Source organism: Aquihabitans sp. McL0605 (genome assembly GCF_049993875.1).
GTDB lineage: Bacteria > Actinomycetota > Acidimicrobiia > Acidimicrobiales > Iamiaceae > Aquihabitans.
In genome coordinates this window covers 1,686,155-1,712,494 of record NZ_CP188252.1, presented here as the reverse complement: position 1 = coordinate 1,712,494, position 26,340 = coordinate 1,686,155, and the positions used below count along the sequence as shown (strand labels likewise).

General features: G+C 69.0%; 23 protein-coding genes. 21 read left to right on the top strand and 2 right to left on the bottom strand.

Annotation, left to right across the window (positions count from 1 at the left end; translation table 11 throughout):
* The first annotated feature begins 6 nt into the window (after positions 1-6).
* The 19 genes from nuoL to ACPPVX_RS07630 all read left to right on the top strand — a co-directional run bounded on the left by nuoL (position 7) and on the right by ACPPVX_RS07630 (position 21,957).
* Positions 7-1,971 (top strand): NADH-quinone oxidoreductase subunit L, encoded by a 1,965-nt coding sequence (gene nuoL / locus ACPPVX_RS07720; protein ID WP_426574314.1) that lies wholly within the window; start codon positions 7-9, stop codon positions 1,969-1,971.
* The gene (locus tag ACPPVX_RS07715; RefSeq protein ID WP_426574313.1) at positions 1,971-3,590 is read left to right on the top strand and encodes an NADH-quinone oxidoreductase subunit M; all 1,620 of its coding nucleotides are present in this window, start codon (positions 1,971-1,973) and stop codon (positions 3,588-3,590) included. Before nuoL ends, ACPPVX_RS07715 begins: the two co-directional genes overlap by 1 nt.
* A complete protein-coding gene (locus tag ACPPVX_RS07710) occupies positions 3,590-5,125 on the top strand; it encodes an NADH-quinone oxidoreductase subunit N (RefSeq protein ID WP_426574312.1) in 1,536 nt (511 codons plus the stop codon). The genes ACPPVX_RS07715 and ACPPVX_RS07710 overlap by 1 nt, the downstream gene beginning before the upstream one ends.
* A 250-nt stretch (positions 5,126-5,375) precedes the next feature.
* Complete coding sequence (locus tag ACPPVX_RS07705) at positions 5,376-6,800, top strand: GGDEF domain-containing phosphodiesterase (protein ID WP_426574311.1); 1,425 nt, start codon at positions 5,376-5,378, stop codon at positions 6,798-6,800.
* Positions 6,797-7,450, top strand: coding sequence for a hypothetical protein (locus ACPPVX_RS07700; protein ID WP_426574310.1), 654 nt, complete (start codon positions 6,797-6,799; stop codon positions 7,448-7,450). Before ACPPVX_RS07705 ends, ACPPVX_RS07700 begins: the two co-directional genes overlap by 4 nt.
* Positions 7,451-7,524: 74 nt before the next feature.
* Entirely contained in the window at positions 7,525-9,051 is a 1,527-nt protein-coding gene (locus tag ACPPVX_RS07695) for an ABC1 kinase family protein (protein WP_426574309.1), read from the top strand.
* A 24-nt stretch (positions 9,052-9,075) separates the two neighbouring features.
* Positions 9,076-9,441, top strand: coding sequence for an NADH-quinone oxidoreductase subunit A (locus ACPPVX_RS07690; RefSeq protein WP_426574308.1), 366 nt, complete (start codon positions 9,076-9,078; stop codon positions 9,439-9,441).
* Positions 9,442-9,466: 25 nt separating this feature from the next.
* Entirely contained in the window at positions 9,467-9,967 is a 501-nt protein-coding gene (locus ACPPVX_RS07685) for an NADH-quinone oxidoreductase subunit B (RefSeq protein ID WP_426574307.1), read from the top strand.
* 4 nt (positions 9,968-9,971) lie between these two features.
* Positions 9,972-10,640: an NADH-quinone oxidoreductase subunit C gene (locus tag ACPPVX_RS07680; RefSeq protein WP_426574306.1), complete on the top strand. Its 669-nt coding sequence runs from the start codon at positions 9,972-9,974 to the stop codon at positions 10,638-10,640.
* The gene (locus ACPPVX_RS07675) at positions 10,637-11,812 is read left to right on the top strand and encodes an NADH-quinone oxidoreductase subunit D (protein ID WP_426574305.1); all 1,176 of its coding nucleotides are present in this window, start codon (positions 10,637-10,639) and stop codon (positions 11,810-11,812) included. The genes ACPPVX_RS07680 and ACPPVX_RS07675 overlap by 4 nt, the downstream gene beginning before the upstream one ends.
* Positions 11,809-12,855, top strand: coding sequence for a complex I subunit 1/NuoH family protein (locus ACPPVX_RS07670; protein ID WP_426574304.1), 1,047 nt, complete (start codon positions 11,809-11,811; stop codon positions 12,853-12,855). Before ACPPVX_RS07675 ends, ACPPVX_RS07670 begins: the two co-directional genes overlap by 4 nt.
* On the top strand, positions 12,855-13,415 hold the full coding sequence (locus ACPPVX_RS07665) for a NuoI/complex I 23 kDa subunit family protein (RefSeq protein ID WP_426574303.1): 561 nt from the start codon (positions 12,855-12,857) through the stop codon (positions 13,413-13,415). The genes ACPPVX_RS07670 and ACPPVX_RS07665 overlap by 1 nt, the downstream gene beginning before the upstream one ends.
* Positions 13,412-13,951: an NADH-quinone oxidoreductase subunit J family protein gene (locus ACPPVX_RS07660; RefSeq protein WP_426574302.1), complete on the top strand. Its 540-nt coding sequence runs from the start codon at positions 13,412-13,414 to the stop codon at positions 13,949-13,951. The genes ACPPVX_RS07665 and ACPPVX_RS07660 overlap by 4 nt, the downstream gene beginning before the upstream one ends.
* A gap of 3 nt (positions 13,952-13,954) precedes the next feature.
* On the top strand, positions 13,955-14,254 hold the full coding sequence (gene nuoK / locus ACPPVX_RS07655) for an NADH-quinone oxidoreductase subunit NuoK (protein ID WP_426574301.1): 300 nt from the start codon (positions 13,955-13,957) through the stop codon (positions 14,252-14,254).
* A gap of 6 nt (positions 14,255-14,260) precedes the next feature.
* Positions 14,261-16,480 carry an NADH-quinone oxidoreductase subunit L gene (locus ACPPVX_RS07650; RefSeq protein WP_426574300.1) on the top strand — a complete coding sequence of 740 codons (2,220 nt, stop codon included), beginning with the start codon at positions 14,261-14,263 and terminating at the stop codon, positions 16,478-16,480.
* A 19-nt stretch (positions 16,481-16,499) separates the two neighbouring features.
* Positions 16,500-18,056 carry a complex I subunit 4 family protein gene (locus ACPPVX_RS07645; RefSeq protein WP_426574299.1) on the top strand — a complete coding sequence of 519 codons (1,557 nt, stop codon included), beginning with the start codon at positions 16,500-16,502 and terminating at the stop codon, positions 18,054-18,056.
* Between the two features lie 2 nt (positions 18,057-18,058).
* Entirely contained in the window at positions 18,059-19,597 is a 1,539-nt protein-coding gene (locus ACPPVX_RS07640) for an NADH-quinone oxidoreductase subunit N (protein ID WP_426574298.1), read from the top strand.
* An 8-nt stretch (positions 19,598-19,605) separates the two neighbouring features.
* A complete protein-coding gene (locus ACPPVX_RS07635) occupies positions 19,606-20,658 on the top strand; it encodes an SAM-dependent methyltransferase (RefSeq protein WP_426574297.1) in 1,053 nt (350 codons plus the stop codon).
* Between the two features lie 102 nt (positions 20,659-20,760).
* On the top strand, positions 20,761-21,957 hold the full coding sequence (locus ACPPVX_RS07630; protein ID WP_426574296.1) for an alpha/beta hydrolase family protein: 1,197 nt from the start codon (positions 20,761-20,763) through the stop codon (positions 21,955-21,957).
* A gap of 12 nt (positions 21,958-21,969) precedes the next feature.
* On the opposite strand, the gene ACPPVX_RS07625 is transcribed toward ACPPVX_RS07630, so the two are convergent.
* Positions 21,970-22,485, bottom strand: coding sequence for a phosphoribosyltransferase (locus ACPPVX_RS07625; RefSeq protein WP_426574295.1), 516 nt, complete (start codon positions 22,483-22,485; stop codon positions 21,970-21,972).
* Positions 22,486-22,618: 133 nt separating this feature from the next.
* On the opposite strand from ACPPVX_RS07625, the gene acs reads away from it, so the two are divergent.
* Positions 22,619-24,607: an acetate--CoA ligase gene (gene acs, locus ACPPVX_RS07620; RefSeq protein WP_426574294.1), complete on the top strand. Its 1,989-nt coding sequence runs from the start codon at positions 22,619-22,621 to the stop codon at positions 24,605-24,607.
* Positions 24,608-24,811: 204 nt separating this feature from the next.
* Positions 24,812-25,684, top strand: a complete 873-nt coding sequence (locus tag ACPPVX_RS07615; RefSeq protein ID WP_426574293.1) for a M48 family metalloprotease — start codon at positions 24,812-24,814, stop codon at positions 25,682-25,684.
* Between the two features lie 109 nt (positions 25,685-25,793).
* On the opposite strand, the gene ACPPVX_RS07610 is transcribed toward ACPPVX_RS07615, so the two are convergent.
* On the bottom strand, positions 25,794-26,282 hold the full coding sequence (locus tag ACPPVX_RS07610; RefSeq protein WP_426574292.1) for a YajQ family cyclic di-GMP-binding protein: 489 nt from the start codon (positions 26,280-26,282) through the stop codon (positions 25,794-25,796).
* Positions 26,283-26,340 lie beyond the last annotated feature (58 nt).

The window sequence follows — 26,340 nt, the reverse complement described above, 5'->3', positions numbered from 1 at the left end:
GCAAACGTGCGCGACCTTCTCTGGCTGATCCCGGCGTTCCCGCTGGCCGGCTTCTTGTTCCTCGTGGTGTTCGGCCGCCGGCTGGGCGAACCGCTGGCCGGGTGGATCGCCACCGCGGCCGTCGGCGGCTCGTTCGTGGCCTCCGCCGCCACCTTCATCGCCCTCCGGGGCGAATCGGTGGGGGACCGGCAGTACGTCCTGACCCTGTGGCAGTGGCTCCCCGCGGGCGGCCTCCACGTCGACTTCGGGCTGCTCGCCGATCCGCTGTCGATCAGCATGTGCCTGTTCGTCACCGGCATCGCCACGCTGATCCACCTGTACTCCATCGGGTACATGCACGGAGACCCCCAGTTCAGCAAGTTCTTCCTCTACCTGAACCTGTTCGTCTTCTCGATGCTCATGCTGGTCCTGGGCGACAACATGCTCGTCACGTTCCTGGGCTGGGAGGGCGTCGGCGCCTGCTCGTACTTCCTGATCTCCTTCTGGCACACCGACGACGCCAACGCCTCGGCCGGCAAGAAGGCGTTCGTCACCAACCGCATCGGTGACTTCGGGTTCATGGTGGCGATCTTCTTCACCTTCGGCGCCCTCGGCACCATCAACTACGTGGGCATCACGGCGGCGTCGCCCAGCCTGGCCACCACCACGGCCACGGTCATCGCCGCCATGCTGTTCCTCGCCGCCTGCGGCAAGTCGGCCCAGCTGCCGCTCTACGTGTGGCTGCCCGACGCCATGGCCGGTCCCACGCCGGTGTCGGCCCTCATCCACGCCGCCACCATGGTCACCGGCGGCGTGTACCTCTTGGTGCGGATGAACCCGGTGCTGGCCATGTCGGCCAGCTGGGTCCCCACCATGATCGCAGTGGTCGGTGCGCTCACCGCCCTGTTCGCCGCCACCATCGCCGTCGCCCAGAACGACATCAAGAAGGTGCTGGCGTACTCCACCGTCAGCCAGCTCGGCTTCATGTTCATGGCCATCGGGTCGGGCGCCTACGTGGCGGCCATCTTCCACATGATCACCCACGCCTTCTTCAAGGGCCTGCTGTTCCTGGGCTCGGGCTCGGTCATCCACGGCATGGAGGGCGAGCAGGACATGCGCCGCATGGGCGGCCTGCGCAAGAAGATGCCGATCACGGCGTACACGTTCATGATCGGCTGGCTCGCCATCGCCGGCTTCCCGTTCTTCGCCGGGTTCTTCTCGAAGGACGAGATCCTGCTCGCCACCTTCGACAAGAGCTGGGTCCTCTGGCTCATCGGCATGGCCGCAGCCCTGCTCACCGCCTTCTACATGACCCGCCAGGTGATCATGGTCTTCTTCGGCACGCCGAAGTGGGACCGCCCCATCGAGGAGGCCGCTCCTGAGCTCGCCGCCGAGCGCGAGGCCGCAGGCGTCCACGAGGGCCACGGTGTCGGCCCGAACGGGGTCATCCACCCCCACGAGTCGCCGTGGACGATGACCCTGCCGCTCCTCATCCTCGGCCCGCTCGCCTTCCTCGGCGGTCTGCTCAACCTGCCGTTCTGGGATCGGGCCAAGTCGCTCGAGCACTGGCTCGCCCCGGTCGTCGACTTCGGCGAGCACCACCTCCACGTGCTCACCGCCACCAAGGTCGAGCTGGCGTTCGGCGCCACGCTCATGGGCCTCATCGGCATCGGCCTCGGCTGGTTCGTGTACTCCCGCAACAAGGGCGAGGCCGCCGACAAGATCGAGCTCAAGGTGCTGGCCAAGGGCTGGTACTACGACTCCACCATCGCCGCCTTCATGGGCGGCCCGGGCCGCAAGGGCTTCGACGATGTGGCCTGGTTCGACAAGCACGTCGTCGACGGTGCCGTCAACGGCGTCGCCACCGGCGTGAAGGTCACCTCGTCGAAGGGCCGCCTGGCCCAGACGGGCTTCGTGCGCAACTACGCGCTGGGCCTGGCGTTCGGTGCCGTGATCCTTGCCGCCTTCATCCTGACCAAGGCGGTGGCGTGATGAGCGCCCTGCTGTTCGCATCGGAGACCGTGCACACCGCCACGCCCGCCTTCCCGATCCTGTCGGTCGTGATCCTCACGCCGGTGCTCGGTGCCCTGATCGTCGCGCTCATCTCCAAGCGCCGCCCCGAGATCACCAAGCAGGTGGCCGTGCTGTTCGCACTGGTCACCGGCGCCCTCACCATCGGCATCCTGGTCCTCTTCAACCGCCACGACCCGGGCTTCCAGCTGCTCGACGACGTGCAGTGGATCAGGAACCCCGACATCGCGTGGAAGCTCGGCGTCGACGGCATCTCGCTCTGGATGGTGGTGCTGACGGGCATCCTCTTCCCGATCGCCATGCTCGGCGCCCCGCCCCACGACGACGAGAAGTCGTTCTACGCCTGGCTGCTCGTCCTCGAGGCCGGCTGCCTCGGCGCCTTCTTGGCCCTCGACACCTTCTTGTTCTTCGTGTTCTTCGAGATCGTCCTGGTCCCGATGTACTTCCTCATCAGCGGGTGGGGCTACGGCGAGCGCAAGTACGCAGCCACCAAGTTCTTCCTGTACACGATGTTCGGCTCGGCGTTCATGCTGGTGGGCGTCGTCGCCCTCTCGTACCTGCACGCCAAGGGCGGCCCGGTCACCTTCGACCTCCAGACCCTCGCCAACCAGCAGGGAGTGCTGGCCCAGAACACCAGCCGCCTGATCTTCGTGTCGTTCGCCATCGCCTTCGCCGTCAAGGTGCCGATCTTCCCGGTCCACACCTGGCTGCCCGACGCCCACACCCAGGCGCCCACGGCCGGCTCGGTCATCCTCGCCGGCGTCATGCTGAAGCTCGGCACCTACGGCTTCTTGCGCTACGGCCTCTACCTCTTCCCCGAGGCCTCCACCTGGGCCGCCCCCGGCATGGTGACGCTCGGTGTGATCGGCATCATCTACGGAGCCATCTGCGCCACCATGCAGAAGGACCTCAAGCGCCTGGTGGCGTACTCCTCCGTGGCCCACATGGGCTTCATCGTGATGGGCATCTTCGCCCTGACCCGCCAGAGCCTGCAGGGCTCGGTGCTCCAGATGGTCAACCACGGTGTCTCCACCGGCGCCCTCTTCCTGCTGGTCGGGTTCATCTACGAGCGCCGCCACACCCGGGAGATCTCCGAGCTCAAGGGCCTCCAGAAGCCGGCGCCGATCATGGCCGCCGTGTTCACCCTGGTGATGCTCTCGTCGATCGGGCTGCCGGGCCTCAACGGGTTCGTCGGCGAGTTCCTCATCCTGATCGGTTCGTTCCTCACCGTGCGCTGGTGGGCTGTCGTGGCCGTCAGCGGCGTGATCCTCGCCGCCCTCTACCTGCTCTGGGCCTACCAGCGGGTGTTCCACGGCGAGCCCGACGAGGCCAACGCCAAGTTCCGCGACCTCAAGTTCACCGAGGGGCTCGTGATGGCGCCGCTCCTCTTCCTCATCGTGTTCATGGGCCTGTACCCCAAGCCCTTCCTCGATCGCATCCAGCCGGCCGTGGCCAAGCTGGTGCACCACGTCGAGGTCAACTCCGACTACAAGGAGCCCAAGGTGTCCACCCGCGGCGACAAGGTGGTGCCGGAGTCCGAGCGCCGCGCCGAGGCCGATCACGCAGGGGCGGGTGAGTGATGCTCGCCGAAGTGCAACGCCTCGCCACGCCGCAGGTCGAGTGGTCTGTCCTCGAACCGGTCCTGATCCTGATCGCCGGCGCCGTCGCCTTGATGGTGATCGGCGCTCTCACGCCCCGCCGGCCCCGCCTCCCGTGGCACGCCGGCCTCACCATCGTCCTCGCCGGGGCCGCCATCGTCTCGGAGGTCTTCCTCTGGTTCCGGGTGCGGGCCCACGGCCCCATCTCGGCGGTGGCCGGCGCGGTGCGCGTCGACGGCCTGAGCATCTACCTCGGCATCGCGATCTCGTGCTCGGTGATCCTGGCCGCGTTCCTCACCCACGGCTACCTGCGCCGGGAGCGCCTCGAAGGCCCTGATGCCTACGTCTTGATGCTCCTCTCCGCCGCCGGCGGCCTGGTCATGGTGGGCGCCAACGACCTCCTGGTGCTGTTCCTCGGCCTCGAGATCCTGTCCATCGCGGTCTACGTGCTGGCCGGCATCCACGTCCGCCGGGCCCGGTCGGGCGAAGCGGCCATGAAGTACTTCGTCCTGGGCGCCTTCTCCTCGGCGTTCTTCCTCTACGGGATCGCGCTGGTCTACGGCGCCACCGGGAGCACCAACTTCACCAAGATCCAGACCTTCCTCGCCACGCACGTCCTCACCAACAACGTGCTGCTGCTGGCCGGGTTCGCCCTCCTGCTGGTGGGCCTCGGCTTCAAGGTGGCAGCCGTCCCGTTCCACGCCTGGACCCCCGACGTCTACGAGGGCTCGCCCAGCCCGGTGGTGGCCTACATGGCCTCGGGCGTCAAGGTGGCGGGCTTCGCCGGCCTCATCCGGGTGTTCACGTACACGTTCTCGGCCTACCGGACCGACTGGCAGCCGATGATCTACTTCGTCGCCGTCCTCACGCTCGTGGTCGGCGCCGTCCTGGCGGTCAGCCAGACCAACGTCAAGCGGATGCTCGCCTACTCGTCGATCAGCCACGCCGGCTTCATGCTGGTGGCCCTCGAGGCCGGCACCGTCACCGGCACCCGGGCGCTGCTCTTCTACCTGGCCACGTACACGTTCATGGTCGCCGGCAGCTTCGGCATCGTCACGGTGGTGGGCCGCACGGGCGACAACGCCCACGAGCTGTCGCACTACGAGGGCCTCGCCAAGCGGTCCCCGCTGGTGGCCTTCTCGTTCCTGATCTTCCTGCTGGCCCAGGCCGGCGTGCCGCTCACCTCGGGCTTCCTGGCGAAGTTCGGGGTCATCGGGGCGGCGGTCGACGCCCACTCGTACTGGCTGGCGCTCATCGCGATGATCAGCTCGGTCATCTCGGCCTTCGTCTACCTGCGCATCGTGCTGGCGATGTACGACCGCGACACCGAGCCCAAGGGCTCGAAGATCCCCGTCCCGGTCGGCGCCCGCATCGCCATCTTGATCGCCCTCCTCGTCACCATCGGGGTCGGCCTGGTCCCCGAGCCGCTGATGCACGCCACCCGCACGGCGGTCGTCCTCACCGAGCCGCGGCCGGCTCCGGCGGTCGCCGCCAACCAGGTCTCCGCCGGGGGCTGACCCGCGGGTTCGCCGCTCGGCTCCGGCCGGCGGCTCCACGCAGCCGCTCGCGCCCTTGCCGGGTGCGCGCTCCGGCGCGCCCCGGCGACCGTCGGCCAGGGACGGCGACGGGGGCCGTCGTCAGCTCGCGAGCGCTGGCGGAGGGAATCCTTCGTCGATCCGTCATCCACGGGCCCGATCCGGGTTGGAGATGGGCCAGGCAGACCATGGCACCACCCCCGCCCCCTCCTCTGCACTCCGGATGTTGACGATGCCGCAACCGCCTGATCCCCAGGGCTCCCACCGTCGGCCGCGCCTGCGGCGGCGGGGCCGCCCGGCCCCGCCCGTGGGCGCCGCCCCGCTCGCGTCGAGGCTGACCCCCGGGCGGGCCCGGACCGTCCGCGTCATCCCCCCGGAGCCCGACGTGTCGATGGGCCACGCCAGCTGGGCCACGGCCGAGGTGCGTTCGCAGCTCGCCTCGTACCTGGCCCGCCACGCCGATGCGCACGGCTCGTTCTCCGGCCGGCTCGTGTTCGTCCAGGTCGACCACCTGGCCGAGGTCAACCGCGACCTCGGGCGGGCGGCGGGGGATCAGGTCCTCCTCCGGTTGGAGGAGCGCCTCCGGGCGAGCGTCGACGACCGCCTCGCGGTGGCCCACCTCGGTGGCGGCCTGTTCGTGGCGGTCGAGCCGTCCGCGCTCCCCGCGGCCCGAGACCTGCGCAGCGTCCTCGAACGGAACCTGCGCCACCCCACCGCCATCGACGGTGCGGTGGTCGCCCTCGTGGGATCGGTCCTCGAGGTGATCCTTACCAGCGCGCGGGTCGCCAGCGAGGTGGAGGCGCGCGCCGTGCTCGACGGGGCGGAGAACCGCGCTCGCCACGGTGCGGCCCTCGAGCCGGTCGAGGGCGTCACGAGCATCGAGTACGGCCTCCTGGTCCCCGCCATGGAAGCGCTGGAGCGCGCGGTCGGCACCGGAGAGATCGTCGCCCACTACCAGCCCATCGTGGAGCTGAGCACCGGTCGGGTGGTCGGTGCCGAGGCGCTCGCTCGATGGCCCTCTGCCCCCACGGGCATCGATGGCCCCGAAGACTTCCTGCTCCTCGCCAGCGCCGGTGGGCTGGAGACCCAGCTCACCGATCAGCTCCTCGACCAGGTGTGCCGAGACGCGGCGCTCGTGCAGCAGACCGCACCGGGCACCTGGTTCACGCTCAACCTGAGCGCCAACGAGGCCACCAGCCCGGACCTGGCCGACCGCATCGACGCTGCGATGCGGCGTCACGCAGTCGGGCGGGAGCACCTCGTCCTGGAGATCTCCGAGCGCATCGTCCCCGACCCCGTCACGTGCCGGGCGCTCGATCGGCTGCGAGAGCTCGACCTGCGCCTCGCCATCGACGACTTCGGAACCGGCTGGTCCAGCTTCGGCCAGATGACCTCGCTCTCGGTCGACCTGGTCAAGCTGGACCGGTCCCTCGTGTCCATCACCAGCCCCCACGCCACCGCCGATGGATCCCTCATCACCGCCGTGGCCTCCATGGCCCGGGCCCTCGGCATGCGGGTCGTCGCCGAGGGCGTCGAGACCGAAGACGACGCCGTGCACGCCCGGCTCGCCGAGATCGATTACGCCCAGGGCTTCCTCTGGGGCAAGGCGGTCCCGTTCGCCGACCTGGTGGTCGCGCTGTCGGAGCAGCCCGCATGAAGCGCCGCCGTCCGGCTCGTCGGTACCGCCAGGACGAAGCCGCGGTCCCGGCACCGACCGCGGGGGCCGATGGGCGCCGGGTGGCCGACCTCGACGACCTGCGCCACCAGCACGCCTCGTTCCGGGCGTGGCGCGGCCACGAGCTCGACCTGTTCGGTGCTCCCGCCGACGAGATCACGGTCGTCGAGGGGCTGCAAGCCGACCGGATCATCGACGCAGCCAACGTCGAAGCCCGTCGCATCCTGGCCGAGGCCCGGCGTCACGCCACCGTCCTCCTGGCCTCGCCGGACGCGGCGGCCGAGTCACCGTGGCACGGTCTCGGCGACCACATCGAGCGGGTGCTCGGCGATGCCGACGATCGGGCCCGCCACCTGGCCACCTCCACCGACGCCCAGGTCGCCGTGGCCCTGGAGCGGCTGGCCGCCGAGCGCCGGCGGCTCGACCAGTACCGCCGTCGCCTGGCCGAGGTCGCCCACCTCCTCCTGGCCGACGTGGCCGGTGGTCCCGATCTGCGGGGCGACCTCGATCGCCTCGACCCCACGCGGGTCGCTGGTCGCCCGATCACTGCCCCCGACGCGGCACCGTCTCCCTCCACGGCCGCCCCTTCCGTCATCGATCTCCGCGGCTGCGATCGGTGGCCCGGCCCCTGACCGACCCCTGGACCAGCGCGAGGACGTGTCGCCCCCCGACCCGAGGCCTCGTGAGCGGTGTCTACGATCCGGTCGTGGTCGATCGGCGTGACGTCAGGTGGTGCGGCGTCGCGGTCGTCGCCGTAGGAGCGGCCGTGGCCGTCGGCCTCCGGCGCCGCACCCGTCGTGACCGAGCCCCCATCCCGGGTCGCCCATCGAACCTCGTCGGGCGCTACGGCCCCCTCGCGGGTGGGGCCGTGCGGGTGGGGAGCGGGCTCGCCGCCGACAGCGCGCGCAAGCTGTTCGCGGATGCCGAGCGGCGCGACGCGATCGATCAGGAGCGGATGCTGCAGTCGGTCGAGCAGGTAGCCGTGATGCTGGGCGACATGAAGGGTGCCCTGATGAAGCTCGGCCAGCTGGCGAGCTTCCTCGATCCCAACATGGCGCCGAAGTACCGGGACCTGCTCCAGCGGCTCCAGCACGACGTCCCTCCCATGGCGCCCGCGCTGGCCGAGGCGACCGTGGAGCAGGAGCTCGGGGCGCCGCTCGCCGAGCTGTTCGCCGAGTGGGACCCCATGCCCATCGCCGCGGCCTCGATCGGTCAGGTGCACCGCGCCTTGACCCACGATGGGCGAGCGCTGGCGGTGAAGGTCCAGTACCCCGGCGTGGACGACGCCATCCGCACCGACCTGGCTGCGGCCGAGATCTTCGGCCTCGGCCTCCGGAAGATGTTCCCGGGTGTGAACGCGAAGGAGCTGCTGGCCGAGGTCCGCGAGCGGATCACCGAGGAGCTCGACTACCGGATGGAGGCCGACAACCAGGAGCGGTTCGCCGCTGCGTACGAGGGGCACCCCCACATCCACGTGCCGCGGGTGCACCGGGACCTCTCCACCGCTCGGGTGCTCTCGACCGACCTGGCGACCGGTCACCGCTTCTCGGAGCTGGCGAGCTGGAGCCAGCACGAGCGCGACCTGGCGGGCGAGACCATCTACCGGTTCGTCCTCGGGAGCCTGGACCGGCTCTACGAGTTCAACGGCGACCCGCACCCCGGCAACTACCTCTTCCACGGGGGCGGCCGGGTGACGTTCCTCGACTACGGGATGGTGAAGCGCTTCGAGCCGGACGAGCTCGCTCCGTTCACCGCCATGGTCAAGATGTTCGTGGTCGACCGGGACCTCGTGGGCTTCCGGCGAGCCGTCGAGGAGGCCGGGTTCCTGCCTCCGGACGCCGACCTGACCGACGACGAGATCGCCGACTACTTCGCCCACTTCTACGAGTACCTCTCCCAGGACGGTCCGTTCACCTTCACCCGTGACTACGCCCAGGAATCGCTGCGCCGCTACTTCCTGTCCAGCGCGGACCACCGGTCGCTGGTGGCGGTGGGAGACGTGCCCAAGGACCTCGTCATCCTCCAGCGGATCCAGCTGGGGCTGACCGCGCTCCTCGGCGATCTCAACGCCACGGCGAACTGGGTCGGGCTGTCGCACGAGTGGTGGCCGTGGATGGAGGGCGAGGCCGAACCGACGACGCCGCTGTCGATCGCCGACCACGAGTGGCGGGTCGCGAGAGGGGCTGCCCGGCTGCTGGTCGACGGCGCTCCCCGTCCCTTTGGCCCCTCGTGAGGCACATCACTAAGGTTCGAACTCGTGTCGGAGTTCTATCGCAACTACCTCACCGTCGCGGTCTTCGCAGGGATCGCGTTCGGCCTGCTCGCGGTGGTCCTCAGCCTCGGCAAGCTCATCCGTCCGGTCCGTCCGCAGGCCGACAAGTACATGAGCTACGAGTCCGGTGTCGACCCCGTCGGCGACGGCTGGGCCCAGAGCCCGATCCGGTACTACGTGTTCGCCCTGCTCTTCGTCCTGTTCGACGTCGAAGCGGTCTTCATCTTCCCGTGGGCGACGCGGCTCGAGGCGTACGGCTGGTTCGGCGCCATCGAGATGATCACCTTCATCCTCCTGCTCGCACTCGGGCTCCTCTACGCATGGCGAAAGAAGGTCCTGCAGTGGATCTGACCGAGCGAATCGTCCCGGTGACCTGATGGGCCTCGTCGAGAGCGGCAAGCTCCCCAAGCCGCTCACCTCCCTCCTGAACACGTCCCGCAAGTACTCCCTCTGGATCTTCCAGTGGGGCCTGGCCTGCTGCGCCATCGAGATGGGCGCCGCCCTGGGCTCGCCCCGGTACGACGTCATGCGCCTCGGCGTGATCCCGCTGCCCGCCAGCCCCCGCCAGGCCGACCTGGTCTGCATCTCCGGCACGGTCACCGACAAGATGGTCCCGGCCATCCGCCGCCTCTACGACCAGATGCCCGATCCCAAGTACGTGATCTCGATGGGCTCGTGCGCCAACTGCGGCGGCCCCTACTGGGACAGCTACTCGGTCACCAAGGGCATCGACCAGATCATCCCCGTCGACGTCTACGTGCCGGGCTGCCCGCCGCGGCCCGAAGCCCTGCTCGAGGGCATCGTCCTGCTGCAGGAGCGCATCGGCAAGGAAGACATGGCGACGCGCTGGAAGGGTGATCCCATTGTCGTCAGCTGACACGGTGGAAGAGACCCCGCCCGAGGCGCCCGTCGATGAGGCGCGTGCGGAGATCGTCGCCAAGCTCACCGAAGAGCTCGGCGCTGCGGTGCTGCAGAGCCACATCCGCGTCGGCGACGACCTCTGGGTCCGCGTGGCCCGGGATGCCTGGCGCGAGGCCGGCATCGTCGTGCGCGACGCCCTCGGCTTCCGCGCCTTCGAGTTCCTGTCGGCCATCGACTGGCTGCCCAGCCCGTTCGGCAAGGGCGAGGATTCGCCCACCGATGTCCGCGCCGAGCCGAGCACCGAGATCGTCACCGGCTACGCCGGGGGCGACACGCGGTTCCAGGTGATCGCCAGGGCCCAGTCCTACAGCCACAAGCTGGGGATCAACCTCAAGGTCGACCTCCCCGACGACGACCTCACGCTGCCCACGTGGCTCCCGGTGTTCGCCGGCGTCAACTGGCACGAGCGCGAGGTCCACGAGATGTTCGGCATCACGTTCACCGGGCACCCCTACCTGCTCAACCTCTACCTGCCCGGCGAGTTCGAGGGGTACCCGCTCCGCAAGGACTTCCCGCTGCTGGCCCGCCACGTCAAGCCCTGGCCGGGCATCGTCGACGTCGAGCCCATGCCGGCCGGCGATGACGAGGCCGAGCCCGAAGCTGCGGCAGAAGGGGAGGAGAGCTCATGACGGCGATCTCCGACCGTCAGAAGCTGGCCTACGCCAACGCGCAGGCCGCCGACGGGCGCATCAACCTCGAGTTCGAGACCGATGAGGGCATGACCCTCAACATGGGCCCCCAGCACCCCGCCACCCACGGCACGCTGCGCATCGTCGTCAAGCTCGACGGCGAGCAGGTCATCAAGTGCGAGCCGATCATGGGCTACATGCACCGGGGCTACGAGAAGCTCACCGAGGTGCGCACGTACCCGCAGGTCACCACGCTGGTCAACCGCATCGACTGGCTGGGCAGCTTCGCCAACGAGGTGCCGTTCATCCTGGCCGCCGAGAAGCTGATGGACGTCGAGGCCCCGCCCCGCGCCCAGTGGATCCGGACCATCCTCTTCGAGCTCTCCCGCATCGCCAACATCTCGCTGTTCGTCGGCGACATGGCCTTGCACATCGGCGCCATCACGGCGGCCTTCTACGCCTTCCGCGACCGGGAGTACGTGCTCAACCAGATCGAGGCGGCCACCGGTGGCCGCTTCCACCCCAACTTCGACCGCATCGGCGGCCTGAAGGACGATCTGCCCGCCGGCTGGATCGCCGACACCAAGGCGTCGATGTCCAAGCTCCGCGACTTCTGCGACCAGATGGAGACGCTGGTCGAGGGCAACGAGATCTTCCAGGCCCGCACCCGCGGCATCGGCGTCATCCCCGCCGACGTCGCCTTGGCCTACGGCCTGTCGGGCGCCAACCTCCGCGCCTCGGGCGTCGACTGGGACCTGCGCCGCGACCAGCCGGTCGGCCTGGCCTGGAACGAGGTCGACTGGAAGGTCTGGACCCACCCCGACGGCGACTCGTTCGCCCGCTTCTGGGTGCGCCTCCAGGAGATCCGCGAGGCCACCAAGATCGTCGACCAGCTGTGCGACGGACTGCCCAGCGGTGCGATCATGGCCAAGGTGCCGCGCATCATCAAGGTGCCCGAAGGCGAAGCCTGGGTGGCCACCGAGAACCCGCTCGGCGAGATGGGCTACTACGTGGTGTCCAAGGGCGACCTCGGCCCCTTCCGGGTCAAGATCCGCACCGCGTCGTTCAACAACGTGGCCGTGATCCCCTGGGTCACCCGCGGCGTGTACGTGCCCGACGTGGTCACGATCCTCGCCTCCCTGTACTTCATCCTCGGAGACATCGACCGGTGATCGCACCCGTGCTGGGCATCGAACTGAACTACTGGCAGGAGACCCTCCTGCGCAGCCTCGGCATCCTCGCCGTCGTGCTGCTCCCCGCCGGCACCTTCGTGTACCTGTTCCTGTTCAAGATGGTCTCGTTCATGCAGAGCCGTCTCGGGCCCATGGAAGCCGGGCCGTTCGGGTCCATGCAGCTGCTCGCCGAGGTCGGCAAGTTCCTCCAGAAGGAGGACATCGTCCCCGAGCGGGCCGACGCCAAGCTGTTCAAGCTGGCGCCCTACCTGGTGGTCAGCACCGTGCTGCTCGTCTACCTGGCGGTGCCGTTCGGGCCGCAGATGACCTTCGTGACCAACTTCAACGGGGGCATCTTCTACGTGCTCGCGGTGTCGTCGATCTCTGCGCTCGGCGTGCTGCTCGCCGGCTGGAGCTCCGCCAACAAGTACTCCCTCATCGGTGGCCTGCGGGCCGCCGGTCAGCTCATCGCCTACGAGCTGCCCATGGTCCTCGCCGTCATCGGCGTGGTCATCCAGGCCGGCACGATGAACATGTCGGGCATCGTGGCCGCCCAGGCCAACGGCTCGATCTTCGGGTTCGACGGCCTCGGCAACCCGTACTTCTTCACCCAGATCATCGGCTTCGGCATCTTCCTGATCGCCGTGCAGGCCGAGCTGGGCCAGACCCCGTTCGACATGCCGATCGCCGAGTCCGAGCTGGTCACCGGCTACATCACCGAGTACTCGGGCATGCGGTTCCTGCTCTTCTTCATCGGCGAGTTCGCCTCCGCCGGTGCCTTCGCCGCCGTCGCCGCCACCTTGTTCATGGGCGGCTGGGCCGTGCCCAGCGCCTGGGCCGACCTCGACAGCGCGTGGTTCAACCTGCTCGGTCCGCTGATCATGCTCGGCAAGATGATGCTCATCGGCGGGCTCATCTTCTTCGTGCGGTTCACCTTCCCCCGCTTCCGTGAGGACCAGCTCCAGAAGCTGGCGTGGACCGTGCTGATCCCGATCTCGCTGTTCAACATCCTGCTCACCACCATCTTGAAGGTTGCGTTCTGATGGCCGGCATCCCGAAGCCCAAGCTCCCGGGCCTGATCAAGGGCATGGGCGTCACCTTCTCGGAGATGACCCAGACCATCTGGCCGGGCGAAGGCGCCAAGCGGTTCATGCAGCCGCCGTCGCCCGCCAAGGGTGCGGCCACCGTGCAGTACCCGCGGGAGAAGGAGTCGCCGGCGCCTCGGGCCCGCGGCGTCATCGCCCTCAAGGAAGAGAACTGCACCGTCTGCATGCTGTGCGCCCGTAGCTGCCCCGACTGGTGCATCTACATCGAAGGCCACAAGGAGAAGGCACCGCCTCGCCGCCCCGGCGGCAAGGAGCGCACCGTCTCCGCGCTCGACCGCTTCGACATCGACTACGCGCTGTGCATGTACTGCGGCATCTGCGTCGAGGTCTGCCCGTTCGAGGCCCTGTTCTGGAGCCCCGAGTTCGAGTACTCCGAGCCCCGCATCGCCGACCTGCTCCACGACAAGGAGCGCCTCGGTGAGTGGATGGAGACCGTCCCCGACTTCGAGGCCTACGAAGCCGGCTCCGCCGCCAAGGTGAAGAAGGTTCCCCGGTGAACCTCCTGCTCCTCGCCACCCAGAACGCCGATGCGCCCGTGCTCGTGGCGCAGAACATCGCCTTCGGCATCATCGCCACGCTGATGATCGTCTCGGCCATCCGCGTGGTCACCGCATCCAACGTGGTGCACGCCGCCGCCTTCTTGGTGGTGGTGCTCGCCGGCGTGGCCGCCCTGTTCATCCTGCTGGGCGCCGAGTTCGTCGCCATCACGCAGGTGCTCGTCTACATCGGCGCCATCGTGGTCCTGTTCCTCTTCGGCATCATGCTCACCCGTGCGCCCATGGAGGGCGGCGAGAAGGTGTCGCGCGACAACTGGCTGCTCGGCGCCGGCAGCGGCCTCGTGCTGCTCGCCCTGCTCGGCTACACGCTGTGGGACGGGTTCGGGAAGGACAAGATCCCCTCCACCCTCCTGCCCACCGACACCGGGAAGCTGTCCGACGCCATCTTCGGCACCTACCTGATCCCCTTCGAAGTGGTCTCCCTGCTCCTGCTGGCCGCGCTCGTGGGCGCCATCGTGATCGCTCGGAGGGACTGACCCGTGTTCCTCAACCAGTTCCTCCTCCTCGCCGCGGCCCTGTTCTGCATCGGCGTGTACGGCGTGGTGTCCCGCAAGAACGGTGTGATGGTGCTCATGTCCATCGAGCTGATCCTCAACGCGGTGAACATCAACCTCGTCGCCTTCAGCGCCATGACCGGCGCCCTCTCGGGCCAGGTCTTCGCCCTGTTCATCATCGCGGTGGCCGCCGCCGAGGTGGGCATCGGGCTCGCCATCGTGCTGGCCATCTTCCGCAACTACCGCACGGTTGACCTTGACCAGGTCGACCTCATGAAGGGCTGACGCGCTGTGCTGACCCATGTGTGGATCATCCCGCTCATCCCCGCGCTGTCGTTCGTCCTCATCTTGGCGTTCGGCAAGAAGCTGCCCCACAAGGGCTCCGAGATCGGCATCGCCTCGGTCGCCATCTGCTTCGTGCTGGCCCTCACCGTCGGCATCGGCTGGATCAACCGGGTCAACCACCCGCCCGAGGCCGCCAACCCGGCCGCCCTCGAGCACGTGGCCGACGGCACCGGCGCCGATGTGTCCGTGACCGAAGAGGGGCACGTGACCAAGTCGGTCGAGGCCACCGAGGCGGGCGCCAAGGGCGAAGCGACCACCACCGAGGAGCACGAGTCGGTCACCCCGCCGGTCGAGCGCAGCGTCACCTGGTTCGAGACCGGGCCGCTCAAGGTCGAAGCGGGCACCCTCATCGACGGCCTCAGCGCCCTGATGCTCGTGGTGGTCACGCTCATCTCCCTGCTGGTCCACGTCTTCTCCACCGACTACGTCGGCGGCGATCGGCGCGAGACCCACTACTTCGCCTTCTTGAGCCTGTTCACCGCGGCGATGCTCTTCTACGTCATCTCCTCGAACACGCTGCAGATGCTCGTGGGCTGGGAGCTGGTGGGCCTCTGCTCGTTCGCGCTCATCGGGCACTGGTGGGAGGAGCAGGACAACTCCGACGCCGCCCTCAAGGCCTTCCTCACCAACCGCGTGGGCGACATCGGCCTGCTCATCGGCGTGAGCATCCTGTTCTTCTTCGCCGGGCACTCGTTCAACACGCTGCGGATCAACACCCTCGCCAACGCCGCCAACCTCAGCCAGGACCCGCACCACGCGCACTTCTTGCTGCTCGTGGCCTCGCTGTGCTTGATGACCGCCGTCATGAGCAAGTCGGGTCAGTTCATCCTGCACACGTGGTTGCCCGACGCCATGGCCGGCCCCACGCCGGTCTCGGCGCTCATCCACGCCGCCACCATGGTGGTCGCCGGCGTGTTCCTCATCGCCCGCCTCTACGGGGTGTTCTTCAACGGCTTCTCGATCGGCACCGCCAACATCAACGTGATGGCGGTCATCGGTGCCGTCACCGTGGTGTTCGGCGCCCTGCTCGCCTTCGTCCAGAGCGACATCAAGAAGGTGCTGGCGTACTCCACGATCAGCCAGCTCGGCTACATGGTCATGGCCCTCGGCGTGGGCGCCTGGACCGCCGGCATCTTCCACCTCTTCACCCACGCCATCTTCAAGGCCTGCCTCTTCCTCGGCTCCGGCTCGCTGGCCCACCACATCCACTCCTTCGACATGAAGAAGGACATGGGCGGGCTGCGCAAGAAGATGCCGAAGACCTTCTGGACGTTCGTGATCGGCACGGCTGCGCTCATCGGCCTGTTCCCGTTCGCCGGGTTCTGGTCCAAGGACGAGATCCTCGCCGGTTCCAGCGGCCTCGGCGGCCAGGGCGGCTACAAGCTGATGGTGGTCATGGGCCTCATCGGCGCCCTCTGCACCGCCGGCTACATGACCCGGGCCATCTGGTACGTGTTCTACGGGGAGTCGCGCGGGGCCTCGGCCACCCACGACATGCACGAGAACGGTCCGCGGATCACCGTCCCACTGATCATCTTGGCGGCGGGCGCGTGCGTCGTCGGCCTCTTCAACCTGCCGCACACGGGCATCTTCAGCCACCTGCCCGAGAGCTGGACGCTGCGCTTCGAGCACTACGTCCAGCCCACCGGGGCCTACTTCCCGAGCGCCGACATCTTCTTCCGGACGCCCAAGTTCACGCTGTGGATCGCCATCGCCTCCACGGTCATCGCGCTGGTCGTCATCTTCCTCACGTACCAGTGGTACTGGAACGACAAGGGCCCGCACGGCATCACCGAGCGCAACCGGTTCGCCCGCGCCGGCTACCGCGTGCTGGAGAACAAGTACTACCTGGACTGGCTCTACACCGACGTCATCGTCGGGTTCGTCAAGGGACCGCTCGCCAGGGCCACCAACTGGGTCAACCAGAACGTCATCGATGGCGTGGTCAACCAGGTCGGCAAGTCGGCCCGGGTGGCCGGCGGCTTCGTCTACAACCGGATCGATCAGGGCGTGGTCGACACCGTGGTGAAGGGCTCCGGCATGGCTGCCGAGGGCTCGGGCTCCGTGCTGCGCAAGACGCAGAACGGCAAGGTCCAGTGGTACGCCGCATACCTGTTCTTGGGGGCCACCATCCTGGCCGCCATCTTCGTAGTGATCGCTAGTTGAGGACGAGGGAGTCGAAACCGTGAAGGACCTGCTCAACGGCTGGGGAATCACCACCGCCGTGTTCCTGCCCCTGGTGGGAGCGCTGGTGTTGCTGGCGATCCCCAAGTCGGAGGAGACCCTGCACAAGGTGGTGGCCCTGGTCACCAGCCTGGCCGTGTTCGTGGTCGGCGTCGCACTGCTGTGGGACTTCGACTACGACCACACGGCCGTGCTGCAGTACGGACAGAACAAGTCGTGGATCGAGATGATCAACGCTCGATACATCGTGGGCCTCGACGGCATCTCCTTGCCGCTGATCGCCCTCACGATGCTGGTCGTCCCCCTCGTCATCATCTATTCGTGGGACCACTTCCCCGAGCCCCACAACCCGAAGGCGTTCCTGGCGCTGATCCTCCTGCTCGAGACGGGCATGATCGGCACCTTCGTGGCGCAGGACCTGCTCCTGTTCTTCGTCTTCTTCGAGCTCGTCCTGCTCCCGATGTACTTCATGATCGGTGTGTGGGGCGGCGAGCAGCGCAAGTACGCCTCGCTCAAGTTCTTCCTCTACACGGCGTTCGGCTCGGCCCTCATGATCGTGTCGATCCTGGCCGTCTACTTCCTGTCGCCCACGGTGCACGTCGCCGGCCAGGGCATGATGCACACCTTCTCGATCATCGAGCTGAGCCACTGGCACGGCGCCGGCCTGGCCAAGGCCACGGCCCTGCTGGTGTTCGGTGGCTTCTTCATGGGCTTCGGCATCAAGGTGCCGATGTTCCCGTTCCACACCTGGCTGCCCGACGCCCACACCCAGGCGCCCACCCAGGGCTCGGTCATCCTGGCCGCCGTGCTCCTGAAGCTCGGCACCTACGGCTTCGTGCGCATCGCCATCCCGATCCTGCCGGTCGGCGCCAAGTCGTGGGCCCCGGTCATCGGCCTGCTGGCGGTCATCGGCATCATCTACGGCGCCTTGGGCTGTCTCGCCCAGACCGACATGAAGCGGCTGATCGCCTTCTCGTCGGTGGCCCACATGGGCTACGTGATGCTCGGCATCTCCACGCTGACGTCGTTCGGCATCAACGCCGCCATCTTCGGCATGGTCGCCCACGGCCTCATCACCGGCATGTTGTTCTTCCTCGCCGGTTCGGTGAAGGACCGGTTCCACACTCTCGAGATCAAGCGCCTCGGCGGCCTGCTGCTGCAGGCGCCGCGGATGGGCTGGCTGCTCGGCTTCAGCGTCATGGCCTCGCTCGGCCTCCCCGGCCTCGCCGGGTTCTGGGGCGAGTTCCCGGCCATCCTCTCCGCCTACCAGCCCGGTGCCGGGCTCAGCGAAGAGCTCTTCCGGGTGTTCATGGTGGTCGCCGCCATCGGCACGGTGTTCGCCGCCGGCTACCTCCTCTGGCTGCTCCAGCGGGTGGCCTTCGGCACGCCCACCGAGGAGTTCGAGGGTGAGCACATCCACGACATGCACCTCACCGACTACATCGCCTGGTCGCCCATGGTCATCCTCATCGTCGTGCTCGGCATCTTCCCGGGCCTGATCTTCAAGGTCACCAACCAGGCCGTGATCCACAGCCTCATCCACCTGCCGGGGAGCTGAGGGTGCTCGCAACCGTCCTCGCCACCGCTGCGCCGGCCTTCGCCCGGCCTGCCATCGACTGGCATGCGCTCGCGCCCGAGCTGATCCTCGTCGGCACCATCGTGGTGTGCCTGCTCGTCGATCTGTTCACGACGGAGCAGAGCCGGTGGACGGCCTCGTCGCTCGCCGGCATCGGCCTGCTGGCGGCGCTGATCCCGGTGGCCACCCTCGCCCACGACAACACCGATCGGGTGCTGTTCGGCGGTGCGTTCGTGGTCGACGACTTCTCGCTGGTCGTCACCGGCCTCTTCCTGGTGGCCGGCTACCTCACCATCTTGCTGTCCACCAACGCCATCGCCGAAGGCGACTACGCCGAGGGCGAGTACTACCTGCTGGTGGTGTCGGCCGTGTTCGGCATGGTCATCATGGCGTCGGCCCGAGACCTGATCTCGATCTTCATCGCCCTCGAGATGCTGTCCATCCCGGCGTACCTGCTGGCCGGCTGGCGCAAGCGCACGCGCACCGGCAACGAGGCCGGCATGAAGTACTACCTGATGGGCGTGTTCGCCTCGGCGGTCATGCTCTACGGCATGTCGCTGATCTTCGGCGGCACCGGCACCACCCTGCTCAGCGAGATCGGCCGCCAGCTCCACGGATCGTTCGGCGAGGAGCCCGTCGCGGTGCTCGGCATCGTGTTCGTGCTGATCGGCTTCGCGTTCAAGATCTCGGCGGTCCCGTTCCACAACTGGGCCCCCGACACCTACGAGGGCGCGCCCACCCCGGTCACCGCCTTCTTGTCGGTGGCCTCCAAGGCGGCCGGCTTCGTCGCCATCTTGTCGCTGGTGTTCGTCGGGTTCTACGGCATGGCCGACACCATCCGCCCGCTGATGTTCATCCTCGCCGTCCTCACCATGACGGTGGGCAACGTCATCGCCCTGCGCCAGACCAACATCGTGCGGCTGTTCGCCTACTCGTCGGTGGCCCAGGCCGGGTTCATCCTGGCCCCGCTCGCCGTCTTCGGATCCGGTGACGGCGCTGCCGATGTGCTGCGCACCAACAACCAGGTGCTCACCTCGGTGCTCACCTACCTGCTGATCTACGCCATCGTGAACCTCGGCGCCTTCGCCGTGATCATCACGGTCAGCCGTCGCACCGGCACCGGCGAGATCAAGTCGTGGGGCGGCCTGTGGACCTATGCCCCCGGGCTCGCCGTCTCGATGGCGGCGTTCCTGTTCGCCCTGGCCGGGATCCCGCCGGCGGTCGGCTGGTTCGCCAAGTTCCAGTCGTTCACCGCCGTCGTCCAGCCGGGCACCACGCTCGGCTACACGATGGGTGTGGTCATGGCGATCAACTCCGTGATCGCGCTGGCGTACTACCTCAACGTGGTCCGGGTGATGTTCATGGACGACGTGCCCGACGGCGACGTGACGCCCATCAAGGTGCCCACCCCGCTGGGTGCGGTCGTGGCGATCGCCCTGGTGGCCACCCTCGTGGTCGGCGTGTTCCCCGGCATCGTCGGCGACATCGCCCACGGGGCCAACTTCGCCCTCGCCGGTCGCTGACCTGAACCATGCGGCCCCTCGAGCGGCTGCTCGTGGAGCACATCGCAGCGCACGGCCCCATCGGGTTCGATGAGTTCCAGGCCAACGCCCTCTACGCGCCGGGCCAGGGGTTCTACGTGGCGGGCGGCGGGGCCGGTCGCCGGCGCGACTTCCTGACCAGCCCCGAGGTGGGGCCGCTCTTCGGCGCGGTGCTGGCCCGGGCCCTCGATGCCTGGTGGGACGAGCTGGGCCGGCCCGAGCGGCTGCACGTGATCGATGCCGGAGCCGGTCCGGGAGGCTTGGCCCGCTCGCTCCTCGCAGCCTCCCCCGAATCGGGGACGGCCCTCCACCTGACGCTGGTCGAGGTGGGGGAGGCCCAGTGGGCCCTGCACCCCGGTGGCGTCACCAGCCGGGCCGACCTCCCCGCTCCCGGCGAGCTCGACGGGCCGGTGGTGGTGCTCGCCAACGAGCTGCTCGACAACCTGCCCGTCGCCTTGGTGGAGCGCACCGATGACGGGTGGCAGGAGGTGGTGGTGGGCCTGGCGGTCGACGGGTTCGCGTTCGGGCTCCGACCCCTGGCACCGGAGCAGACGGCGTGGTGCGACCAGCGGATCGGCCCGGTGCCCGTCGGCGCCCAGGTGCCGGTGCAGGCCGACGCCGCCGCGTGGCTGCGCGAGGCGCTCGACCTCCTCGCGCCCCGCGGCGGCCGGGTGGTGGTCATCGACTACGCCCGGACGTCCCAGGAGCTGGCGGCGCTGCCCCGCGACGCCTGGCTGCGGACCTACGCCGATCACGGGCGCGCCGGCGGCCCGCTGGAGGAGCCGGGGACCTGCGACATCACGTGCGACGTGGCCATCGACCAGCTCGCCGCCGTGCGCGAGCCGGCGCAGCGCCGCACCCAGCACGACTTCTTGACGGCGCACGGCATCGACGAGCTCGTGGCCGAGGGCCAGGCGGTGTGGGCCGAGCAGGGCATCGGCGGGGGACTGGCCGCCATCGCCGGCCAGAGCCGGGCGATCGAGGCCGAGGCCCTGCTCGACCCCGACGGGCTCGGCGGGTTCACCGTCCTCGAGTGGTGGTGACCTGACCTCCGCTCGGCCGCAGCCGCCGGTCGTCACAGGTCCGCCCGGCGGCTTCGTGCCAAAGGCCGGTCCGCCGCGCGTGATGCCAGTACGGTCAGCGTCGTGCTGACCACCCGCCGTGCCCTCGCCTGTTCGCTCCTCGTGCTCGCCGGACTCCTGGCCGCCTGCAGCTCCGGTGACTCGGACACCTCCACCACCGGTGCGAAGGGAACCACCACCACCGCCACGGCAGCAGCCGACGCCGCCAACCGGGCGTACGTGGAGGAGGGGCCGAACCCGGTGGGCACCTACACCATCGCCCTCGACGACGGCCGCCGGGTCGTCATCTGGTACCCGGCCGCGGCCGGCGCAGCCGACCTGCCGAAGGAGACCTTCGACATCGCCAGCCTCCTCTCGCCGGCGCTGCAGGCCAAGATCTCGGCCGACCTCCGCCCCCAGTACGAGATCAACGCCCACCCCGGCGCCGATCCGGCCACCGACGGGCCGTACCCCGTCGTGGTCTTCAGCCACGGCTACGCCGGGTTCCCCGAGCAGTCGGCCGACCTCGTCACCCACCTGGCCTCGTGGGGCTTCGTGGTGATCGCGCCCGACCACGTCGAGCGCAGCCTCGACGGCCTGCTCGGCACCGCCGCCCAGGGGGTCACCCCTCGGAAGGACCCCGAGGTGCTGTCCGCCTCGCTCGACGCCGCGATCGCCGACGCCAAGTCGTCGTCGTCACCGCTCAACGGGCTCCTCGACCTCGACGAGGTGGCGGTCGCCGGCCACTCGGCCGGCGCCGGTGCCGCCTACCTGGCCGCCTCGTCCGACAAGCGCTTCAAGGCGTTCATCTCGTACTCGGTGGGCACCGGTCAGGGCGCCGACGGCAAGGCCGTCGAGCGTCCCGTCCCCACCATCCCGGGCATGGTGATGCTCGGCACCAAGGACGGCATCATCCCGCCCGCGGCCAGCAAGACGGTCTACGAGGGCATGAACCCGCCGAAGTACCTCGTCCAGATCGCCGACGCCGGCCACCTTGTGTTCTCCGACATCTGCCTGATCGGCCGCGACAAGGGCGGCCTGGTGGCGCTGGTCAAGGCCGCCGGCCTCGACCTCGGGGAGCAGCTCCTCCGCCTGGCCAACGACGGCTGCCAGAAGGACCACCTCGATCCCGCCAAGGCCTTCCCGGCGATCGATCAGTTCAGCGTGGCGTTCCTGCGCTCGGCGCTGGGCATCGATCCCGAGCCCGTTGGCCTGAACCAGGCCACCGCCGACACGTTCAAGACCGCCGACGTCACGATCACGGGCGACACCGGCAACTGAGCCGGATGCCCGTCAGCGGGGCGGGAGCCCGGCCACCGGGGGCAGCACCGACCACGGGAAGTTGATCCACGCGTCGGTCTGCTTCCAGGAGTAGTCGGGCGCGATCACCGAGTGGCTCTTGTGGTAGAGCACGGCGGTCCGGGCCTCGTCGACGTGCTGGGCGAGGACCTCGCGCACGAGGCGCAGCGTGTGGCCGGTGTCGGCGACGTCGTCGACCACCAGGACCTTGAGCCCGGTGACATCGACCAGCTGGAGGCTCGGCGGGAGCACGACCGGGACATCGAGGCGCTCATCGACCCCCGTGTAGAACTCGACGTTGATCGTGCCGCAGTTCTTCACGCCGAGCGCGTACGACAGCGCGCCGGCCACGGTGAGCCCGCCGCGGGCCACGGCCACCACGATGTCGGGCCGCCACTCGTCGGCGGCGACCGCCTCGGCCAGGGCGCGGGTGGCGGTCCCGAACATCTCCCACGTGAGCTCCTCGCGGTCTTCGGCGTCGGTGGCATCGGTGGGGTTCACGCTCGTCATGGAACCGAAGCGTGCCACACCCGCAGCTGTCCCGAAGTCGGTCACTCCGACGACGGCGCCGGACCCCGTCAGTAGGGTGACGACCGCGCGGCGGCAGGATGCCGCGCCGGTTCAGGGGAATGGAGCACCAACCATGAGCGACGCCACCGATCCCGTCGGCGCCACCATCGAGGACTACCTGCTCGAAGAGCGGATGTTCCCGCCGTCGGAGGCGTTCAAGGAGCAGGCCCTGGTGGCCTCCAACTTCCTCCACGACGAGGCCGATCAGGACTACCAGGGCTTCTGGGCCCGCCAGGCCGTAGAGCTCCTCGACTGGCAGCAGGAGTGGGACACCATCTGCGACTGGCAGCTCCCGAACGCCAAGTGGTTCGTCGGCGGCAAGCTCAACGTCAGCGAGAACTGCCTCGACCGGCACGTCGCCGCGGGCAAGGGAGAGCGGGTCGCGTTCCACTGGGAGGGCGAGCCCGGAGACACCCGGGCCATCACCTACGCGGCCCTCCTCGCCGAGGTCGAGCGGTTCGCCAACGTGCTCAAGGGCCTGGGCGTGGCCAAGGGCGACCGGGTGGCCATCTACCTGCCGATGATCCCCGAAGCGGTGGTGGCCATGCTGGCCTGCACCCGCGTCGGCGCCGCCCACTCCGTGGTGTTCGGCGGCTTCTCGGCCGACTCGTTGTCCGACCGGATCAACGACGCCGAGTGCAAGGTGCTCATCACCGCCGATGGCGGCTGGCGCCGGGGCAAGCCCGGTCTGCTCAAGCCCACCGCCGACCTGGCGGTGGCCAACTCGCCGTCGATCACCGATGTCGTGGTGGTCGACCGGATCACCTCGTCGGGTGGAGACGCCCCCATCGACTGGGTGGACGGCCGCGACCACTGGTACCACGAGCTCATGGAGGCCGCCGAGGCCTCGTGCCCGCCCGAGCCCATGGACAGCGAGGACCTCCTGTACCTGCTCTACACCTCGGGCACCACCGGCAAGCCCAAGGGCATCATGCACACCACCGGCGGCTACCTCACCCAGGTTGCCTTCACCCACAAGTACGTGTTCGACCTGCACCCCGAGACCGACGTCTACTGGTGCACCGCCGACGTCGGCTGGGTCACCGGCCACAGCTACATCGTGTACGGACCGCTGGCCAACGGGGCCACGTCGGTCATGTACGAGGGCACGCCCGACACGCCCGGCAAGGACCGCTTCTGGGACCTCGTCGAGCGCTACGGGATCACCATCCTCTACACGGCGCCCACCGCCATCCGGACCTTCATGAAGTGGGGCCAGCAGGAGCCCGAGAAGCACGACCTCTCCTCGCTCCGCGTGCTGGGCTCGGTGGGCGAGCCCATCAACCCCGAGGCCTGGATCTGGTACCAGCAGGTGATCGGGGGCGGGCGCTGCCCGATCGTCGACACGTGGTGGCAGACCGAGACCGGCGCCATCATGATCTCGCCGCTCCCCGGCGCCACCACCACCAAGCCGGGCTCCGCCACCTTCCCGCTCCCGGGCATCGGAGCCGAGCTGGTCGACGAGGCCGGCAACGTGGTGCCCAAGGGCGGGGGCTACCTGACGCTGACGCGCCCCTGGCCGTCGATGCTGCGCGGCATCTGGGGCGACCCCGACCGCTTCCTCGCCACCTACTGGAGCACCTACGAGGGCCGGTACTTCGCCGGCGACGGCGCCAAGATCGACGATGACGGCTACCTGTGGGTGCTCGGGCGGGTCGACGACGTCATGAACGTGTCGGGCCACCGCATCTCCACCACCGAGGTCGAGTCCGCGCTGGTCGACAACCCGAAGGTGGCCGAGGCCGCCGTGGTCGGTGCCAAGGACGACACCACCGGCCAGGCCATCGTGGCGTTCGTGACCCTCCGCGGCACCACCACGGCCAGCCCCGAGGTGGGTGAGGAGCTGCGCCAGCACGTGGCCACCAAGATCGGCGCCATCAGCCGGCCCAAGCTGATCATCTTCACCGATGACCTGCCCAAGACCCGCTCCGGCAAGATCATGCGCCGCCTGCTCCGCGACGTGGCCGAAGGCCGCGAGCTGGGCGACACCACCACGCTCGCCGACCCCGGCGTCGTCGAGGAGATCCGCAACCGGGCCGCCTCCAACACCAAGGACGACTGACCCGGTGGCGGGGCTGCGTGCCGCGGGCCTGACCGGTCCGTGCCGCCCAGCTGACGTGGGGATGTGGCGGGTGTCGCACCGCCGCCTTAGCTGTGCTTTCGGGGGCCATCGGTAGGTTGGCTCACGTACCGATCGTGCCGGTTCGCCCCTCCCGCCAGGCGAGCCGGCACGGCGGTCATCGCAACCACACCTCCCGGACCCGCCATGAAGAACAACCTGAAGACCGCAGTGATCCTCGCCGGCATCGGCGGGCTCATGATCATCGTCGGAGGCGCCATCGGCGGCACCGGCGGCGCCGCCATCGGGATGGCCATCGGCTTCGTGTTCGTCGGCGGCTCCTACTGGTTCAGCGACAAGCTCGCCATCAAGTCGGCGAAGGCCGTCGAGGTGTCGGCCGAACAGATGCCCCGCTACCACGCCATCGTCGCCGACCTCGCCCAGCGCGCCGACATGCCGATGCCCCGCCTCTACGTGTCGCCCGACCCCCAGCCCAACGCCTTCGCCACCGGCCGCAGCCCCCAGCACGCCGCGGTCTGCGTGAACCAGGGCATCCTCGACGTGCTCACGTGGGAGGAGCTCCAGGGCGTCCTGGCCCACGAGATCAGCCACGTCCGCAACCGCGACATCCTGATCAGCTCGGTGGCGGCTGCCGTCGCCATGGGCATCACCTTCCTGGCCCGCATGGCCATGTGGGGCGCCATGTTCGGTGGCGGCAACCGCGACCGCCGGGGTGGCCTGCTCGGCACCCTGGCCCTCGTCATCCTCGCCCCGATGGCGGCGCTCTTCCTGCAGAAGGCGCTCAGCCGCAGCCGGGAGTACGAGGCCGACCGCAGCGGCGCCCGGCTCCTGGGCGACGGCGAACCGCTCGCCCGTGCCCTCGAGAAGCTCGACCGCGGCACCAAGCTCATCCCGAGCACGGTCAACCCGGCCCAGGCCGGCGCCTACATCGCCAACCCGCTGGCCAGCCAGCTCGCCGGCGGAGGCCAGAAGGCCAGCCTGTCCGCCCGCTTCAGCACCACCCACCCTCCGATGGAAGATCGCATCGCCCGGCTCCGCTCCGGCGAGTGGCGGAACTGACCGCCGCCTCTTCCACCCCAAGCCTGGGTCGACGGCATCCCGCCGCCGGGCGACCCAGTTAGGCAGCGTCCCGCTCTCCCACCCGAGCGGGGCGCTGCCGCGTCCGGGCTCAGTCGCGGAAGTTGTTGAACTGCAGGGGGATGCCGAGGTCGGCTTCCTTGAGCGCCGTGATCACGCCCTGGAGGTCGTCGCGCTTCTTGCCGGTGACCCGGAGCTGGTCGCCCTGGGTGGAGGACTGGATGCCCTTGAGGCCGAGGCCCTTGATGAACTTGTTGAGCTCGCGCGCCTTGTCGGACGAGATGCCGGCGACGATCGACGCCACCTGGCGGACCGTGGCCCCCGATGCCTCCTCCACCTTGCCGTAGTCGATCGACTTCAACGACACCTGGCGCTTGACCAGCTTCTCCTCGAGCATGACCTTGAGGGCGTTGAGCCGGTCCTCCGACGCCGTGGCCATCTTGATGGTGTCGTCGGCGAGCTCGATCGAGGAGTTCGTCCCCTTGAAGTCGTAGCGGTTGGCGAGCTCCCGAGACGCCTGGTCCACGGCGTTGCGGACCTCCTGCATGTCGACCTCGGACACAACATCGAAGCTGGGCATGGGCCTGACAGTACCGCCGCAAGGGGCGGCCGTTCCGCTTGCCGACGGGGTGGGGGAG

Excerpts from the sequence above, each read along its gene's own strand:
- ACPPVX_RS07715 (WP_426574313.1), top strand. The coding sequence starts at position 1,971 with ATGAGCGCCCTGCTGTTCGCATCGGAGACCGTGCACACCGCCACGCCC.
- ACPPVX_RS07710 (WP_426574312.1), top strand. The coding sequence starts at position 3,590 with ATGCTCGCCGAAGTGCAACGCCTCGCCACGCCGCAGGTCGAGTGGTCT.
- ACPPVX_RS07705 (WP_426574311.1), top strand. The coding sequence starts at position 5,376 with ATGCCGCAACCGCCTGATCCCCAGGGCTCCCACCGTCGGCCGCGCCTG.
- ACPPVX_RS07700 (WP_426574310.1), top strand. The coding sequence starts at position 6,797 with ATGAAGCGCCGCCGTCCGGCTCGTCGGTACCGCCAGGACGAAGCCGCG.
- ACPPVX_RS07685 (WP_426574307.1), top strand. The coding sequence starts at position 9,467 with ATGGGCCTCGTCGAGAGCGGCAAGCTCCCCAAGCCGCTCACCTCCCTC.
- ACPPVX_RS07675 (WP_426574305.1), top strand. The coding sequence starts at position 10,637 with ATGACGGCGATCTCCGACCGTCAGAAGCTGGCCTACGCCAACGCGCAG.
- ACPPVX_RS07665 (WP_426574303.1), top strand. The coding sequence starts at position 12,855 with ATGGCCGGCATCCCGAAGCCCAAGCTCCCGGGCCTGATCAAGGGCATG.
- ACPPVX_RS07635 (WP_426574297.1), top strand. The coding sequence starts at position 19,606 with ATGCGGCCCCTCGAGCGGCTGCTCGTGGAGCACATCGCAGCGCACGGC.
- ACPPVX_RS07625 (WP_426574295.1), bottom strand. The coding sequence starts at position 22,485 with ATGACGAGCGTGAACCCCACCGATGCCACCGACGCCGAAGACCGCGAG.
- acs (WP_426574294.1), top strand. The coding sequence starts at position 22,619 with ATGAGCGACGCCACCGATCCCGTCGGCGCCACCATCGAGGACTACCTG.
- ACPPVX_RS07615 (WP_426574293.1), top strand. The coding sequence starts at position 24,812 with ATGAAGAACAACCTGAAGACCGCAGTGATCCTCGCCGGCATCGGCGGG.
- ACPPVX_RS07610 (WP_426574292.1), bottom strand. The coding sequence starts at position 26,282 with ATGCCCAGCTTCGATGTTGTGTCCGAGGTCGACATGCAGGAGGTCCGC.